Raw genomic sequence first — 15,694 nt, 5'->3', positions numbered from 1 at the left:
ACTCTGTTGGCGATCTTGGGCAGGTCACTTGGCGGCTGAGCACAGAGTGCGGAAGTGCGTAGCCCGGCGTGGTGTTCTGGGTGCAGTGTCGATCCAGTCGGCGACGCGTGCGGCGTTGCAGGGCATCGCGGTGAAGACGTGCTGGACGTGAGTGCGGGCCACGTCGCGGTAGCGGGAACGTCGCAGCCCGTGGGCCCGGACGTTCTGCGAGAGGGAAGCCTCGATGCCGGCGCGGATCGCGTAACGGCGCTGCTCTCGACCACGAGTTCGACCCTCGCGAGCACGTGGGCGAGTTGCGGTTGGCGGCTCGGTTCGGGTGTCACGGACCCCAGTGCTGGAGACGGCGACGCGGCTGACATCCAACGGGCTGCAGGTCAGTCAGGAAGAAGCTGATGATGAGGAGGCAGCACAGCAGATGGCTGCACCCCTAATTCCCCCCAAAGGGGTGCGTGCCGAAGTTCGATCATGTCCAGCTGTGCACACCCGGACGGCTGGTACCGCTACGAGGTGGCGCAGTGATTCAACCTCCTCCGCTCATACCCAGACCTTGCCCTCATCAGCGAAGTACGGCCACGGCTCCTGCCCAGGTACGCCCTTCCTGAGCAGTTGGTCCATGCCACGCGCCCACGCCTGCAGATCGCTCAACTCCAGCATGAGCTGCTCAAGTCCTGCTCTGGCCATCGTGACCTGACGACCGTGCCCTCTGATGATGACGACAGGCTGGGCCGGCCCCATGTCGGCCCCACTGGGCAGGACCCACTCAGCATCCAGCCCCTGCTTGCCAAGTTCCTCAATGAAGTTGTCCGACGACAGTGTCACGCTGAAGACAAGGACATCGGCGATGAGACCAGCACACTGGCCGGGCTGCAGCGGATAGATGCCCCACGGCGGGGCCATGGTGTTGCGGGCGGCGCTGTCACCGCTGCCGAAGCAGATGTTTTGTCCGGTCAGCCGCGTACGACGCAACAGCGACGCATATGAGGCGTGGAACCGTCGAGTAGCTTCCTCAATCCCCCATTTGTCGCCGGCTGCCACGACGTCGAGCGCCAGGAGAGCACGCTGCCCTGGGACACGCATCGTCTTGAGCCCGTCCCGATGCGCTCGGGCAAAGGCATCACTCAGCGCAGACAGATGGGTGGCATAGGGCACGCCGGTCTCAACGAGAACGGCCTTGTCCGACCCGGGGAGCGGCCCACCGATGTGCAGCGCCTCGGCAGCAAGCCGCGTTCGAGCCAGCTGGGCACTCTCCTTCCGTAGCGGATTTGTCTTCAGCTCGTATAGGTAAATCTCCTGCCCGCCGTCCTCTCGATCGTGGAACACGGTCACGTCACCGATCCGCAGACAGTCAGTGATGTCGTGGAGCAGAGCGAAGTGCCGGTTCTCGCTCCACTGCTGTTCCACGAACTGGATCTCGTGAGCCGTGCCCTCCTTGCTGAGGGTCATCGGTCCGGGTGATTCGTTACGACGCAACGCGAGAATGTAGCGACGGTCGTACCGGAAAGCGCGCCAGGCCATGGCGTCACCGATGGAGCGCAGCTGGCGCCCCACGCGCTCCAGGACGTCGTACTCCAGTCGCCAGTCGTCCAGGTCACAAGGATCGCCAACAACGAGTTCTGGGGCGTCGACCGGCAACGACTCCCTCTTCCTGAGTCGCTTGATCACTCGCGAACGTTCCGCCCGGGCGAGGTTCACGGCGAGCGTGGCCGTCAGAAGCTCCCGCTGGAACGTCACAAAGTCCTCGGCACTGTGGCACTCACGCAGGTCCTTGATGAATCCGACCAGCCGCTCACCGTTCTCCCGGTGGAACGGGTGCTTGATCAGTGCGTCCAGACGGTCAGTCGGCATATAAGTCAACGTCGGAGCCACGCACCGCATTCTCCCGCCAACACGCGGCGTGCTCCACTGAATTCGCCACTCGTACTCAGATTGCGAAGCGGTACTTGACCTGCACCTCAAAGGAACCTGACTGCCCGCCAGAGCGAGCGTGCCGATATCGCCCGTAACGCTCAGACCGCACGGCCCACTCCACCGGAGACACGGCGGACAATACTTCGAGCCCACCCGAGACTTCCCACCCTGCCGCCTACTGCCTTTCGGCTACGCCTCCCACTAACCGATCGCCCGATATGTCCTGTCTGCCCACCCGCTGATCAGACCGGACGGACAATACTCAGGATCGAAATTCGACCCGGATTCGACCCGGACACTTTGTTCAGTGAGAAAACATAGCCTCTGACCTGCGGAAATATTGAGCGGCAGACGAGCAGGGCTATACGCCGGGTTCTGTTCCGGAGGGGTCTTGCGAACCCTCCGGCGACGGCCATCCATCTAGGGCCGGCGTTGCCGCCGGCCTCGTGCGGTCTACCCGCGGACTCGGGCGAGCAGCCCTCGAACGTCCGCGCAGAGCCGCCTGTCGCCAAGCGGCTCCTCTTGACCTTGCTCCGGGTGGGGTTTACCTAGCCGCCTGAGTCACCTCAGGCGCTGGTGGTCTCTTACACCACCGTTTCACCCTTACCGAAAGCCGGAGCTCTCGGCGGTTTGCTTTCTGTGGCACTGTCCCGCGGGTCACCCCGGGTGGCCGTTAGCCACCACCCTGCCCTGTGGAGCCCGGACGTTCCTCGGGGAGATCCACAGGGACCTCCACGCGGCCGTCCGCCCGGCTCGTCTGCCGTGTCGACCATGCTACCGGGCGTGCGGACCGCGTCGCGCCGGGCGTCGCGCCAGGCGTCGGGCCGGAGGCCGTCGCCAGGAAGGAGCCCAGGAGGATCAGGGCGAAGGCCGCCACGATCCCGGCTGTCAGCTGTTCGTCCAGGAGCAGCACGCCCGCCGCCACCGCCACGGCCGGATTGACGTACGTGAAGACCACCGCCCGGGTCGGTCCCGTCTCCCGGATCAGTTCCAGGAAGACGATGAAGGCGAGCGCCGTGCAGATGACGCCCAGGCCCGCGAGCGAGGCCAGGACCGACGGCGAGGGGACCTCGGACGGCCACGTCACCGCCGCGGCGGGGGCGTACACGAGCGCCGCGAGGAGCAGGCACGGGGCGATCAGCTGAAGCGTGGGGACCTGCCTGAGGTGGCGGGCCATGATCAGCGGAGCGGTCGCGTAGCCGACGACCGTCACTCCCACCTCCGCGAGGGAGCGGGCGTCGCCGCCCGTCAGATGCGGGGCCGTGAGGACCGCCACTCCGCCCAGGCCCAGCGCCAGGCCCGTCATCCGGCGGACGCCCAGCCGTTCCGTGTCGCCGAAGAAGCGGGCCAGTACGACGCCGACGATCGGTACGCCCGCGATCAGCAGGCCCGCCGTCGAGCTGGACAGATGCCGCTCGGCGTCCGTCAGCGTCCACCAGGGGCCGATGATCTCGATGCACGCGAAGGCCAGCATCGGGCGCCAGTGCGTCCGTACGACACCGGTGAGATTCCCCTGCCGTATCGCGAAGGGCAGCAAGAGCAGCGCGCCCAGCGCACAGCGCGCGAACACCACCATGGACGGGGACACACCATCGTCCACGGCCACTTTGATCATCAAGTAGGGGATGCCCCAGAGCACTCCCATCAGGGAGAAGAGAAGCCAGCCGCGTGCAGTCATGCGCGCAGTCTCGTCCCCGTCAACGGCGTACGTCTTGAACGCTGTTGCGATACGCCCCCGGGGTCACCCCCAGCACCCGCCGGAACCAGCGCGTCAGGTGCGCCTGGTCCGCGAAGCCGACGAGCGCGGCGGCCTCGGCTGGGCGGTACCCCGCGTCCAGCAGCCCTCGGGCCCGCGCCACCCGGTGCTGGGCGAGCCAGGCGTACGGCGGCAGCCCCATGGCCGTACGGAAGGCGCGCAGGAGCTGGTAGCGGGACAGGCCGAGATCGGTGGCCAGGTCGGCCAGGGAGGGCGGGGCGAGGAGTTCGTCGGCCAGGCGGTCGCGTACGGCGTGGGCGATGCGGCGCGCGTCCGGGACCGTGTCGCACACCGGGCGGGCCGTGGAGTGGCGGCGGGCGAGGGCGGTGAGCAGCCACGGAATCCGGGACTCGGCCTCCAGCGGATCGGGGCAGGCGCTGAGTTCGGTGTGCGTGAGGCGCAGTGCGGCCGCCAGCTCGGGGTCGTCGAGGAGCGGCTCGTGGAAGTGAGGGAGGCCGCCCAGGATGCCCTCGGTGAGGAGGGCGGGCTCGGCGTACAGGGCCCGGTAGGCGTAGCCGTCGGAGGCGGCGGGGCCGCCGGTGTGGGTCTCGCCGGGGGCCAGGACGACGATCGAGCCGGGGCCGGTGCGGATTCGGCCACCGCGGTAGTCGATGACCTCCTCACCGCCGACGCAGACGCCGATCGTGAACTCATCGTGGGTATGGGGCGCGAAGCGGTGCTGATCGAAGCATGCGGTGAGGAGGTAGAGCGGGCGGCCGGTCCGGCCCAGGGTCGCCCTGGTCCAGGTGGCCTGCTCACGCCCGGTCCCTGTCTCTCCTCGCACGGTCTGTGCAACATCCGTGCGGGCCGTCTCTATGCCCGGTGCGGCTCAGAGGATCAGAAGCTCAGAGGAAGTCCGTGGTGTCCAGGTCGAAGGCGAACGGCTCGGGGATGGTGAGGGGTTTACCGAAGGGCTTCCTGCAGCGCTGCCGGTAGTCGTCCTTCTCCGGATCGTTGAACAGCGTCACCGAGGAGGCGTCACGGTCGATGAGCAGGTACAGCGGGATACCGCCGCGGGCGTAGCAGCGGCGTTTGGCCTCGCGTTCAACCCTGGGATGAGAGGCGGTGACCTCGACGACCATCGCGACGCCACAGCACGGCATCCAAGGGGCGGCACCCCGGAAGAGCCTCAGCCCCTTGGTGACGAAAGTGGCGTCCGGGATCGCATGATTCTCAGGGTCGACGCCCCCGCTCTTCAGCTTCAGTCCCTTGTTTCCGGAGAACTGCATGTCGGTCCGGGACCGCCGGTACACCTGCGCCACCATCCGGCTGAGGACGTGCTCGTGGGCCCCGACCGGTGGCGGCTTCACCATGATTTCCCCCTCGATCAGTTCGGCCCGGAAACCCTCTGGCGGATCCAAGGCCAGAAAGCCCTCCAGCAGAACCTCCGCCTCCGTCGTCGGCTCGTGTTCCGTGCCGGTCATGTCACACCTCTCCTCGAGAATGATCACCAGGCTGGAGCGCCGAAGGACACGCCGCCACAAGATCGGGAGACGTTCCCTCAATCAGGGGGAGTCGCTGACGCCCTCCCTTGACCCCGCCGCAACGTCAACGTTTCTACTGATCCCATGCGGATCGGAGAACTCGCCGAGGCCGTCGGCGTCACGACGCGGACCGTCCGGCACTACCACCACCTCGGGCTGCTGCCCGAACCCGAGCGGCGCCCCAACGGCTACCGCGACTACGGGCTGCGGCACGCCGTCGCGCTCGCCCGGGTCCGGCGACTGACGGAGCTGGGGCTGGGCCTGGCAGAGGTGCGGGACGTACTCGCTGACGACGCGGGCCGCGACCTCGCGGAGGTGCTCGCGGAACTCGACGACGACCTCGCGCGGCAGGAGGCGGCGATCCAGGAGCGGCGGGCGCGGCTGAGGGNGCGGCAGGAGGCGGCGATCCAGGAGCGGCGGGCGCGGCTGAGGGTGCTGCTGGCCGAGGCCGAGGCGGGGTGGCTGCCCGCCGAGGGGCCTGTGTCCCCCGAACTGACCACCCTCTTCGGTGACTTGGCGCAGGACTCGACGGGGCGGTCCGAGTCCCCCATGGCCGCCAAGGACCGTGAGATCCTCGCGCTGCTGGACACCGCCGCGGGCCCGGAGGACCGGGAGCGTCTGCTGTCCGCGTTGCGCGGCTCGACCGGTGAGCCGGGCATGGTGGACCGCGCGCATCAGGCGTACGCGCTGCTCGACGAACTCGTGGACGCCGACCGGGGCGATCCACGCGTGGACGAGGCCGCCGAGCTGCTCGCCTCCTGCCTGCCCGACTCCGCCCTGGAAGGGCTCGGCATGGGTGAGGTGGACGAGGACCACAGCTTCCTGCGGGCGTTCCTCGACGACCTCGCGCCCGCGCAGGCGGAGGCGGTCCGCCGCACGATGCGGCTGCTCGTGCGGCGGCACCGGGGCAGTGCGCGATGAAGGCCGTCGGGCTGGCGCGGCGTCTGGCCGGGCACGAGCTGCGGCTGTTCGCGAGCCTCGTGCTGTGGGTGGCCCGGCGGACCCACGGGGTGGGCGCCGGCCGGGCGTTCGGCTATGCGCGCGGGCAGGGCGCGATGATGTTCGGCTTCGCGTTCGTGTGCGTCGTGGAGACGATCGGCGTGGCGGTGCTGCTGCGCGACCATCCGACCCTGCACCACATCATGTTGTTCCTCGACGTCTACACCGTGGTCATCGTCGTGGAGCTGTACGCGGCCTCCGTCGTACGGCCGCACGTCCTGGACGCCTCGTCCCTGCGCATTCGCAACGCGGCCCATGTCGACCTGCGGATCCCGCTGGAGCGCATCGCGTCCGTCCGCCGAGAGACGCGCAGCACACACGAGGCGCGTCCGGACGAGCTCAACCTGGCCATCGGCGCGCAGACCACGATCACCCTCGAACTGAAGGAGACCGTAAGGCACTTCACCTTCCTGGGCCGCCGCAGGGACCTGCGCGTGATCCGTTTCCACGCGGAGGAGCCGGATCTGCTGGTACGTGAGGTGCGGGAGGCGTGGGGGGTGTGGGAGGCGCGCGAGACAGCCGCAGACCGGTGAGCGAGCCGACCGGACATGCGAGCTCACGCGGGAGCGAACAGCACCTTCGGCGCGCCCGCGCCCGCCCCCGGATCCGCCTGGGTGAGCCGCACCCGCAGCCGCTCCCCCAGCGGGAGTCTGCCCGCGCCCTCGATGCGGGCGACCACGGCCGGCGACTCCAACTGGACGGTTCCGACGGCTGGTTCACGTTCCTGTACGTCCACCACGGTGCCGTCGAAGACTTCGCCGACCTGGTCCTTGAGCAGCGCCGCCTCCACGATGTCCAGGCAAGCGCGCTCGACCGCGCTCGCGCGCCGGGTGCCCTCGGCCATCTGTCCGGGAACGTCGTCGAGGGCGGCCAGGACCCACTCGGGCGGAACGGCGTCCGCGGCCGCCGCCAGACAGAGTTCGGTGGCGTAGCGGTCGACGAGGCGGCGGAGCGGGGCCGTGCAGTGGGCGTAGGGCGCGGCGACGGCGGAGTGCGTGGTGATGACGGGGGTCCTGCCGCCGCGGAAGACGGTGTAGCCCGCACCGCGCAGCAGCGTCGTGCACTCCTGGAGGAAGGCCGCGTGGCGGGACCGCTTCGGGTCGAGCGAGCGGATCAGCTGGGCGTATGACACGTGGTGCGGCCAGTCGATGCGCAGCGCCCGCGCGGTACGGCGCAGCCGGCCGACCGCGCCGTCGGGGGCGGCCGGGAGCGTACGCAGGACGCCGGTGCCGTACGCGAGCATCAGCTCGGCCGCGGCCATGCCCGTGAGGAGGGAGATCTGGGCGTTCCAGCCCTCGACCGGGCGTGGGGCCCGGTAGGCGAGTGCGTAGGTGTGGTCGCTCTGGATGATCTCCTGCTCGGGGACGTTGAGGGAGATGCCGCCGCGCTCGATCTCGAGCTGTTCGCGCAGGCGCCCGATGTCCTTGAGGAGAGCGAGCGGTTCCTCGGCGGTGCGGGTGTCGATCTGTTTCTGTACGCCTTCGTAGTCGAGCTTGGCGCGGCTGCGGACGAGGGCCCGGCGTACGTCGGTGGTGTGCACGCGGCCGTCCCGGTCCAGGTCGATCGTCCACAGCACGGCCGGGCAGGTCTGGCCCGGGAGCAGACTCGCGACGCCCTCGCTCAGCGCGGGCGGATGCAGGGGGCTCTTCCCGTCCGGGAAGTAGAGCGTGGTGACGCGGCGGTGGGTCTCGGCGTCGAGGGCCGAGCCGGGGGCGACGAAGGTGGCGACGTCGGCGATGGCGTACCGCACCCGGTAGCCGGTCGGACTGTGGCCCAGGTGCATCGCCTGGTCGAGGTCGGTGGAGGTGGGTGGGTCGATGGTGAACAGGGGGATGTCCGTCGCGTCGTACGTCGGCAGCGTCGGCTCGTGAGCGGCTCGCTCCGCCTCGGCGAGCACGTCGGGCGGAAAGCCCTCGGGCACACCGAGCTCGGTTCGCAGTGCGCGCAGGGCGGCCCGCAGGGGGGCCTCGGCTGCGGCGGTCACGCGGATGTGGCGGCGGGGCATGGATCGAGCGTAGGGCGGGGGCGGTCGGGCGGCACCCCGTACGACGGCTGGTGCGGGCACACCTACGACGAGTGGTGCGGGCACCCCGTACGCGAACCGGTGCGGGCAGCACCCGTACGCTGACGCGTGCCCCTCGTACGTACTGAAGGAGAACCGCCGTGCTCGTGCTGCTGCCGCCGTCCGAAGGAAAGGCACCCTCCGGGCGGGGCGCGCCGCTGAAGCCGGAGTCGTTGTCGCTGCCGGGGCTCGCCGAGGCGCGCCAGGCGGTTCTGGACGAATTGGTCGAGCTGTGCGCCGGCGACGAGGAGAAGGCGCGCGAGGTGCTCGGGCTGAGCGAGGGCCTGCGGGCCGAGGTCGCCAAGAACGCGGAGCTGCGGACCGCGGGGACGCGGCCCGCCGGGGAGATCTACACGGGCGTGCTGTACGACGCGCTGGATCTGGCCTCGCTCGACGCGGCGGCGAAGCGGCGGGCGGCACGGTCGCTGCTCGTCTTCTCGGGGCTGTGGGGCGCGGTCCGGGTGACGGACCGGATCCCCTCCTACCGCTGCTCGATGGGCGTGAAGCTGCCGGGGCTGGGGGCGCTGGGTGCGCACTGGCGTACGCCGATGGCTTCCGTGCTGCCCGAGGCGGCCGGTGACCGGCTCGTGCTCGATCTGCGCTCCTCCGCGTACGCGGCGGCGTGGAAGCCGAAGGGCGAGCTCGCGGGGCGTACGGCGAGCGTGCGGGTGCTGCACTCGCAGGTGGTCGACGGGGTCGAGAAGCGGTCCGTCGTCAGCCACTTCAACAAGGCGACGAAGGGGAGGATCGTGCGGAGCCTGCTGACGGCGGGGGCCTCGCCCAAGGATCCGGCGGAGCTGGTGGAGGCGTTGCGGGACCTCGGGTACGCGGTGGAGGCCCAGGCGCCGGGGCGGGCGGGGAAGGCCTGGGCGCTGGATGTGATCGTGACAGAGATCCACTGACATACCCGCGCATCGCACATCGCACATCACAGGGCATTGCAGCATGCGCAACGCCCTTTGCGCATGCTGCCGCTCATGGGCAGGATGACGACATGACTTCGCCCCCGCCCTCCTCTTCGCCTTCCTCCCCACCCTCCTCCGAGCCGCCCTCGTCGTCCCTGCTGGATCTCGCACCCGTCATCCCCGTGGTCGTCGTCGAGGACGTCGCCGACGCCGTGCCGTTGGCGCGGGCCCTGGTCGCGGGCGGGCTGCCCGCGATCGAGGTGACCCTGCGGACGCCGGCGGCGCTGGAGGCGATCCGGGCCATCACGGACGAGGTGCCGGAGGCGCTGGTCGGGGCGGGCACGGTGATCTCGCCGCGAAACGTGACGGACGTGCTGGAGGCTGGGGCCCGCTTTCTGGTGAGCCCGGGCTGGACCGACGTACTCCTCGACGCGATGAAGGCGTCCGGGCTGCCGTTCCTGCCGGGCGTCTCGACGACCTCGGAGGTCGTGGCGCTGCTGGAGCGTGAGGTGCGGGAGATGAAGTTCTTCCCGGCGGGGGCCGCGGGCGGTACGGCCTACCTCAAGTCCCTGGCCGGGCCGTTGCCGCAGGCCCGGTTCTGTCCGACCGGGGGAATCGGCCCGGCGAACGCGCCGGAGTATCTGGCACTGCCCAACGTGGGGTGTGTGGGCGGTACGTGGATGCTGCCGGAGGACGCGGTCGCGGCGAAGGACTGGACACGGGTGGAGACGCTGGCGCGGGAGGCGGCGGGCCTGCGGCGGTAGCCGACGGGCGGCACCGGCGGGCGGCACCGGCGGGCGACACCGGCGGCTACAGCCGCTTCACCGCAGGTGAGACGTGTCGTTGAGCAGCCGCAGGCTCGCGTTGCCGTCCGCGTAGTACGCGATCACCGAGAGCGAGGCCGCCGACAGCTCCATCCGGAACAGGGACTCCGGCGGTGCGCCGAGGGCCAGCCGTACGAGGGTCTTGATGGGCGTGACGTGCGAGACGACGAGCACGGTGCGGCCGGTGTGGGTGGCGATCAGAGTGTCCCGGGCCGTGGCCACGCGCCGGGCCACGGCCTCGAAGCTCTCGCCGCCGCCGGTGGGTTCGGCCTCCGCCGAGCCCAGCCACGCGGTCAGGTCCTCCGCGTACCGCTCCCGCACCTCACCGAAGGTGAGGCCTTCCCACGCCCCGAAGTCCGTCTCCCGCAACCCGTCCTCGACGCGCACGTCCAGCCCGAGCCGCGCGGCAATGATCCCCGCGGTCTCGCGACAGCGCGCCAGGGGCGACGACACGATGTCCTGTACGGTGCCGCGCGCCATGAGCGCCCCCGCGACCCGCTCGGCCTGCGTCCGCCCCGCCTCCGACAGCCCCGGATCACTCCCACCGCTCCCGGAGAACCGCTTCTGCGGCGTCAGCGGTGTCTCCCCGTGCCTCAGCAGTACGAGTGTCGCGGGCACCCCGAGGTCGGGAGCGGCGGCGACCGCCGCCACGTTCCGCGCGGCCCGCACATCGGCATCGGCCTTCGCCACCGACTCTGCCGACTCTGCCGACTCCGCCGAAGCCTCCGCCGAGGCCGCCGGCTCCGCCGAAGAACGCGACGCCGACCACTGCTCCCCCCGCTTCCCCGCGTCCATCGCCTCGTTGGCGAGACGGTCCGCGTGCTTGTTCTGTGCGCGGGGGATCCACTCGTATGTGACCCGGTCCGGCGGGAACACCCGGCTCGCCTCGGCCGCGAGCGGCCTGATGCCGGGGTGCTTGACCTGCCAGCGGCCCGACATCTGCTCCACTACGAGCTTGGAGTCCATACGGACGCGGACCGAAGCCGAGGGGTCCAGCTCCCGGGCCGCGCGCAGGCCCGCCAGCAGCCCCCGGTACTCCGCGACGTTGTTCGTCGCGATCCCGATGTACTCCGCCACCTCGGCCAGCGGCTGTCCCGTCGCCGCGTCGATGACGACGGCGCCGTAGCCCGCGGGCCCCGGGTTGCCCCGGGAACCGCCGTCGGCCTCGACGATGAACTCGCGCAAGGCGCAGGCTCCTAGATGCCGGACTCGGCGGTGCGAACGAGGATGCGGCGGCAGTTCTCGCAGCGCAGCACCGTGTCCGGGGCGGCCGCCTTCACGTCGTTCACCTCGGTGATGTTGAGCTCCAGGCGGCAGCCTTCGCAACGCCGCTGGTAGAGCCGGGCCGCGCCGACGCCGCCCTGCTGCTCGCGCAGCTTGTCGTAGAGCTTCAGCAGGTCGGCGGGGACGGAGCCCGCGATGACCTCGCGCTCCTTCGTCGCCGACGCCGCCTCGCCGTCGAGGGTCTCGTACGCCGCGTCCCGCCGGGCCGTCGCGTCGTCGATCTTCGACTGGACGGAGGAGACCCGCTCGGTCAGCTCGTTCACCCGCTCCTGCGCGGACTCGCGGCGCTCCATGACCTCCAGCACGACGTCCTCCAGGTCGCCCTGCCGCTTGGCGAGGGAAGCGATCTCGTGCTGGAGGTTCTCGAGGTCCTTGGGGGAGGTGACGGCACCGGAGTCGAGGCGCTGCTGGTCGCGGGCCGCACGCTGGCGGACCTGGTCGACGTCCTGCTCGGCCTTCGTCTGCTCGCGGGCGCAGTCGCTCTCCTCGGTCTGCGCGGCCACGAGCAGGTCGCGCAGTTGCGTGAGGTCCTTGTTCAGCGACTCGATCTCGGCGTGCTCGGGCAGCGACTTCCGCTTGTGCGCCAGCTGCTGCAGGCGTACGTCGAGGGCCTGGACGTCGAGGAGTCGGATCTGGTCGGCGGGCGCAGCGTTCAGTTGGGGGCTCCAAGTGAAGGGGAGTGGGTTGTCCAGGGGTCGGTGACCGTCTTCGAGACGTGGACGCGAAGTCCCCATCCGTTGCGGTCGGAGATCTCGTCGAGCTGGGCGGCGGCCAGCTCGCACCAGGGCCACTCGGTGGCCCAGTGCGCCGCGTCGAGCAGCGCGAGAGGACTGTGCTCGCGGGCCTCGGACGCAGGGTGGTGGCGCAGGTCCGCGGTGAGGAAGGCGTCGACGCCCGCGGCGCGCACGTCGTCGAAGAGGCTGTCGCCGGAGCCGCCGCTGACCACGACGGTCCGTACGAGCGCCTCGGGGTCGCCCGCTACACGGATGCCCTGCGCGGTGGCGGGCAGCCGCTCGGCGGCGCGCGCCGCCAGCTCGCGGACGGTCAGCGGGTGGTCGAGCTCGCAGACCCGGCCGAGGCCCCGGCGGCCGTCGGAGTCGGCCGGGTCCGGCACGAGGGGGCGTACGACGCGCAGGTCCAGGGCGCCCGCGAGGGCGTCGCTGACTCCCGGGTCCGCGCGGTCGGCGTTCGTGTGGGCGACGTGCAGCGCGATGTCGTTCTTGATGAGGGAGTGGACCGCCCGGCCCTTGAAGGTCGAGGCCGCCACCGTCGTCGTACCGCGCAGGTAGAGCGGGTGGTGGGTGACCAGCAGGTCGGCGTCCAGCTTCACCGCCTCGTCCACGATCGACTGGACGGGGTCGACGGCGAACAGTACGCGCGTGACCTCCTGGTCCGGGTCTCCGCAGACGGTGCCGACCGCGTCCCACGACTCTGCCCTCTCGGGAGGCCAGAGGGCGTCGAGGGCGGCGATGACTTCAGACAGACGGGGCACGAAAGAAAGGCTACCCGCCTCTCCTTCGTGCCCCGTCGGCCGCGGTTCACTTCACGAGGTGACCGCGCAGATCGTCCAGTACCCGGTCCGCCGCCGTGACCCCGAGACCCAGGTACCAGGTCTCGTCCGGTACGTCCTTGGCCTGGCCGTTCTTCACCGCGCCGAGCTTCTTCCAGAGCGGGTTGTCCTCGGCGCTCGCGCGGTCCGTCTTCTTGGCGTCGCCGTAGACGCCGGTGAAGATCCAGTCGGCGTCGGCCTCGTCGATCTTCTCCGGGCTGATCTCCGCGGCGAGGTCGTTGATCTGCTGGTTCTTGGGCCGCGGGATGCCGGCGTCGTCGAGGATCGTGCCGATGAAGGACGCCTTCGCGTAGAGGCGGATGACGCCCGGCATGTAGCGGAGCATGGTGACGGTGGGCTTGTCGGAGCCCAGTTCGCCGCCGAGGGCCTTGGCCTTCTTCTCGTACGCGGCGAGCTTGTTCTTCGCCTCGGCGGTCTTGTCGAGCGCGGCGGCGTTGAGGAGGTAGTTCTCCTTCCAGGTGAAGCCCGGGCGGATGGAGAACACGGTGGGGGCGATCTGGGAGAGCTGCGGGTAGAGCTTGGCGGCGCGCAGCTCGCTGCCGAGGATCAGGTCGGGCTTGAGGGCCGCGATCGCTTCCAGGTTGAGGGCGTTGATGGTGCCGACGTTCTTGGGGCTGCCCGCGTCCTTCTTCAGGTACGAGGGGAGGGCGACCGAGCCCTCGGTGGGCGCGTAGCCGACGGGCTTGACGCCAAGCGACACGACGTTGTCGAGCTCGCCGACGTCGAGGACGATGACGCGCTTGGGCTGGGACTTCAGCTCCGTCTCGCCCCTGGCGTGCTTGATCGTGCGCGGGAACTCCCCGGCCTTCGCCGTGGTGCCCATTCTGGCCGTCTCCTCGGCCGCCTTCGCGAAGTCCTCGCCGCCCTGGGCAACGGACTTGCTGCCACTGCCGTTGTCGGACTTCCCGGAACCGGAAGCGGAGCCGGAATCACTGTCGCCGGATCCGCAGGCCGCGAGCGAGAGCGCTGCGGCCATGGCGAGGGCGACGGCGGCAAAGCCACGGCGTCGAAGGGACATCAGCACACACTCCACAGGTTCGGGCTCAGGCGCCACACAGGCTGCACTTAGGTGAGCCTCACCTTAAACCGCCGAATCATGCACAGCACACCAACCCCCTTTCCCTCAGCGGAATCAGCACACGGCCACCCTTATGTGTGAAGCGGCTGCCCGTCGGTCCCTCATCTGTGCGTACGAAACTAACTTCGTCACTGGAGGTGACCCACGATGACGCTCTGTGCTTATCCCGAGCTCTCGGCTGCGTCCGAGCCGGGGGTATCGGCATCGTCCGCCGAGAACCGGAACGAGTGGACTGCGCGGGCAGGATGCGTGATCACAGCTGACGGGTCCTACGCGGCGCGCCTGGCCCGGGACGGCGATTACTGGTTCCCCGAGCGATGGACGCTGGACGGCCCCGAGCCGTACGCCGTGCCGCTGCCGGGCAACCAGCCGGAGGAGCCCGGCACGGAGGTGCTGCCGATGGCGGACGGGCGGGTCCTCATCCACCGGGTGACGGACGGGCGGCACACGTTCTCACTGCTGTACCCGACCGGCCCGGGCACGGGTGAGGTGCCGCTCGGCGCGGTGGAATGCCCGGCCGGGACAACGGAGTTGCGGCTGCTGCCGCCCGCCCCCGGCGGCTCGCGCGCGTACGCCCTTGCCGTGGGCCGGAGTTCGACCGCCGTGTGGCAGGTGGCGGGCGGCGCCTTCGGGCCCGAGCACCTCGCCGAGGTGCCGGGCCGCTGCTCGGGAGGGGCATGGCTGGGCGGCGAGGACCGACTGCTCGCCCTGGACCGGGAGTTGGACGGCCGGACCAAGGCGGTGGTGGTCGACCTGGGGCGTGGGGGCGAGGTGTCACCTCTGCTGCAGATCTCGGAGGAGAGCGACGACCGGCTGCTGCTCGCGGACGCCGACAGCGGTCTGCTGCTGATCCGCTCGGACGCGCCGTCACCTGGCCAAGCCCGGCTCGGCTGGGGGGTGCTGGGGAGCATGCTTCCGGTGCGCTTCCCGGAATGCCTGCGGTTGGCCGCGCCCGGGTCACCGGACGGCCAGGGGAGCGGGGCCGGCGCCCCCCTCACGGTGACGCCGTTCGCCATCCAGCCGGGTCAGGTGCTGACGCCGGAGAGCTGCGCTGTGGCGTTGCGGATCGACGGCCCGTCCGGCACCTGGCTCGGGGTGTGGCGGCCCGCCGAGCGACAGGTCCGCCAACTTCGCGCGCCCGAAGGGTGGTTGACCGGCTCCGGGCTGTGGACCAAGAACGGCGCTCTCCATCTGCCGTACGCGACGAAGGCGATGCCGTGCGGCGTGGCACGGGTGGTGGCGCCCGCGGGGGCTGGGGCGGATGCGGGGTCGGGGAATCCGGGTCCGGCGAATGCGGGTCCAGCGAACACGCTCCGGGAAAATGCGAGCCCGGCGGTTCCGGCACCGGCGGTCACGGATCCTCCGGAGTCCGCACCGGCGCACGAGGCTCGCCCATCGGCCCGTCCGGTGCCGTTGCAGAAGGCGCCGTTCACGGGACGGATGGTCGCGAGCGCCTTCGCGGGACGCCGGTTGGCGCAGGCCTCCGGCACCGGCACAAGACCCTCCGGGGAAGTGACTGCCGAGTAGCCCCACCACCTCTCATCGGCCGAAAGTCCGTTGTTAGACTCGCCCGCGCTGTACGAAGGATCTTGTCGACGGGGTGAACTTCCACATGAACGACGCAAACCACAGGGAGACGACGGCCACCGACCCGCGTGTGGCGGTCAACGACCCCCGCGCGGCGGCAAGCGGCCCGCGGGGAGCGGCCGCCGACCCGCGGGCGGCGGTGGCTCAGGCCGCCGACGACGGCCGTGGCCGGCACCGGGGGCCCGTCTCCGCGCGGGACGACGAGTCGACCCCTCGCGGCCGGCACCGCAAGCCCGC

14 protein-coding genes, 1 other RNA gene and 2 pseudogenes are annotated in these 15,694 nt (G+C 70.5%); 6 read left to right on the top strand and 11 right to left on the bottom strand.

Annotated elements, in window-relative coordinates; translation table 11 throughout:
- Positions 1–24: 24 nt before the first annotated feature.
- The 6 genes and pseudogenes from FGD71_RS28115 to FGD71_RS28085 all read right to left on the bottom strand — a co-directional run bounded on the left by FGD71_RS28115 (position 25) and on the right by FGD71_RS28085 (position 5,088).
- The gene (locus FGD71_RS28115) at positions 25–363 is read right to left on the bottom strand and encodes a transposase (RefSeq protein WP_162931240.1); all 339 of its coding nucleotides are present in this window, start codon (positions 361–363) and stop codon (positions 25–27) included.
- A 171-nt stretch (positions 364–534) separates the two neighbouring features.
- Complete coding sequence (locus FGD71_RS28110) at positions 535–1,866, bottom strand: hypothetical protein (protein ID WP_140935956.1); 1,332 nt, start codon at positions 1,864–1,866, stop codon at positions 535–537.
- Positions 1,867–2,256: 390 nt separating this feature from the next.
- Positions 2,257–2,664: RNase P RNA component class A (gene rnpB / locus FGD71_RS28105), an RNA gene on the bottom strand.
- Between the two features lie 139 nt (positions 2,665–2,803).
- Positions 2,804–3,523, bottom strand: a pseudogene (locus FGD71_RS50240) (DMT family transporter); the annotation flags it as partial.
- An 82-nt stretch (positions 3,524–3,605) separates the two neighbouring features.
- Positions 3,606–4,448 carry an AraC family transcriptional regulator gene (locus FGD71_RS28090; RefSeq protein ID WP_119103337.1) on the bottom strand — a complete coding sequence of 281 codons (843 nt, stop codon included), beginning with the start codon at positions 4,446–4,448 and terminating at the stop codon, positions 3,606–3,608.
- A 61-nt stretch (positions 4,449–4,509) separates the two neighbouring features.
- A complete protein-coding gene (locus FGD71_RS28085) occupies positions 4,510–5,088 on the bottom strand; it encodes a Uma2 family endonuclease (RefSeq protein WP_119103336.1) in 579 nt (192 codons plus the stop codon).
- Positions 5,089–5,232: 144 nt separating this feature from the next.
- On the opposite strand from FGD71_RS28085, the pseudogene FGD71_RS49140 reads away from it, so the two are divergent.
- A pseudogene (locus FGD71_RS49140) lies at positions 5,233–5,536 on the top strand (MerR family transcriptional regulator); the annotation flags it as partial.
- Between the two features lie 529 nt (positions 5,537–6,065).
- Positions 6,066–6,680, top strand: coding sequence for a hypothetical protein (locus FGD71_RS28075; protein WP_119103335.1), 615 nt, complete (start codon positions 6,066–6,068; stop codon positions 6,678–6,680).
- 23 nt (positions 6,681–6,703) lie between these two features.
- Here FGD71_RS28075 and FGD71_RS28070 read toward each other — a convergent pair whose 3' ends face one another.
- A complete protein-coding gene (locus FGD71_RS28070; protein ID WP_119103334.1) occupies positions 6,704–8,152 on the bottom strand; it encodes an RNB domain-containing ribonuclease in 1,449 nt (482 codons plus the stop codon).
- Positions 8,153–8,310: 158 nt separating this feature from the next.
- Between FGD71_RS28070 and yaaA the strand changes: the two genes are divergently transcribed.
- Both yaaA and eda read left to right on the top strand, forming a co-directional pair.
- Entirely contained in the window at positions 8,311–9,111 is an 801-nt protein-coding gene (gene yaaA, locus FGD71_RS28065; protein WP_119103333.1) for a peroxide stress protein YaaA, read from the top strand.
- Between the two features lie 92 nt (positions 9,112–9,203).
- Positions 9,204–9,878, top strand: a complete 675-nt coding sequence (gene eda, locus FGD71_RS28060) for a bifunctional 4-hydroxy-2-oxoglutarate aldolase/2-dehydro-3-deoxy-phosphogluconate aldolase (RefSeq protein WP_119103332.1) — start codon at positions 9,204–9,206, stop codon at positions 9,876–9,878.
- 57 nt (positions 9,879–9,935) lie between these two features.
- Here eda and FGD71_RS28055 read toward each other — a convergent pair whose 3' ends face one another.
- Genes FGD71_RS28055 through FGD71_RS28040 form a run of 4 tightly spaced genes read right to left on the bottom strand, consistent with a single transcriptional unit; the run spans position 9,936 to position 13,810 of the window.
- Positions 9,936–11,123, bottom strand: coding sequence for a bifunctional RNase H/acid phosphatase (locus tag FGD71_RS28055; RefSeq protein WP_119103331.1), 1,188 nt, complete (start codon positions 11,121–11,123; stop codon positions 9,936–9,938).
- 11 nt (positions 11,124–11,134) lie between these two features.
- Positions 11,135–11,878, bottom strand: coding sequence for a zinc ribbon domain-containing protein (locus FGD71_RS28050; protein ID WP_181359293.1), 744 nt, complete (start codon positions 11,876–11,878; stop codon positions 11,135–11,137).
- Positions 11,875–12,714: a Nif3-like dinuclear metal center hexameric protein gene (locus tag FGD71_RS28045; RefSeq protein WP_119103329.1), complete on the bottom strand. Its 840-nt coding sequence runs from the start codon at positions 12,712–12,714 to the stop codon at positions 11,875–11,877. Before FGD71_RS28045 ends, FGD71_RS28050 begins: the two co-directional genes overlap by 4 nt.
- A 46-nt stretch (positions 12,715–12,760) precedes the next feature.
- Positions 12,761–13,810 carry an ABC transporter substrate-binding protein gene (locus FGD71_RS28040; protein WP_119103328.1) on the bottom strand — a complete coding sequence of 350 codons (1,050 nt, stop codon included), beginning with the start codon at positions 13,808–13,810 and terminating at the stop codon, positions 12,761–12,763.
- A 207-nt stretch (positions 13,811–14,017) separates the two neighbouring features.
- Between FGD71_RS28040 and FGD71_RS28035 the strand changes: the two genes are divergently transcribed.
- Entirely contained in the window at positions 14,018–15,397 is a 1,380-nt protein-coding gene (locus FGD71_RS28035; protein ID WP_240436809.1) for a hypothetical protein, read from the top strand.
- Positions 15,398–15,482: 85 nt separating this feature from the next.
- Positions 15,483–15,694, top strand: a 212-nt coding sequence (locus tag FGD71_RS28030) for a hypothetical protein (protein WP_140935953.1), incomplete at its 3' end; no start/stop codon positions are given.

It is taken from the genome of Streptomyces sporangiiformans, assembly GCF_005768555.2.
Taxonomy (GTDB): domain Bacteria; phylum Actinomycetota; class Actinomycetes; order Streptomycetales; family Streptomycetaceae; genus Streptomyces; species Streptomyces sporangiiformans.
Note: the sequence above shows the minus strand (reverse complement) of the source record. Positions and strands in the feature narration are given on the sequence as shown.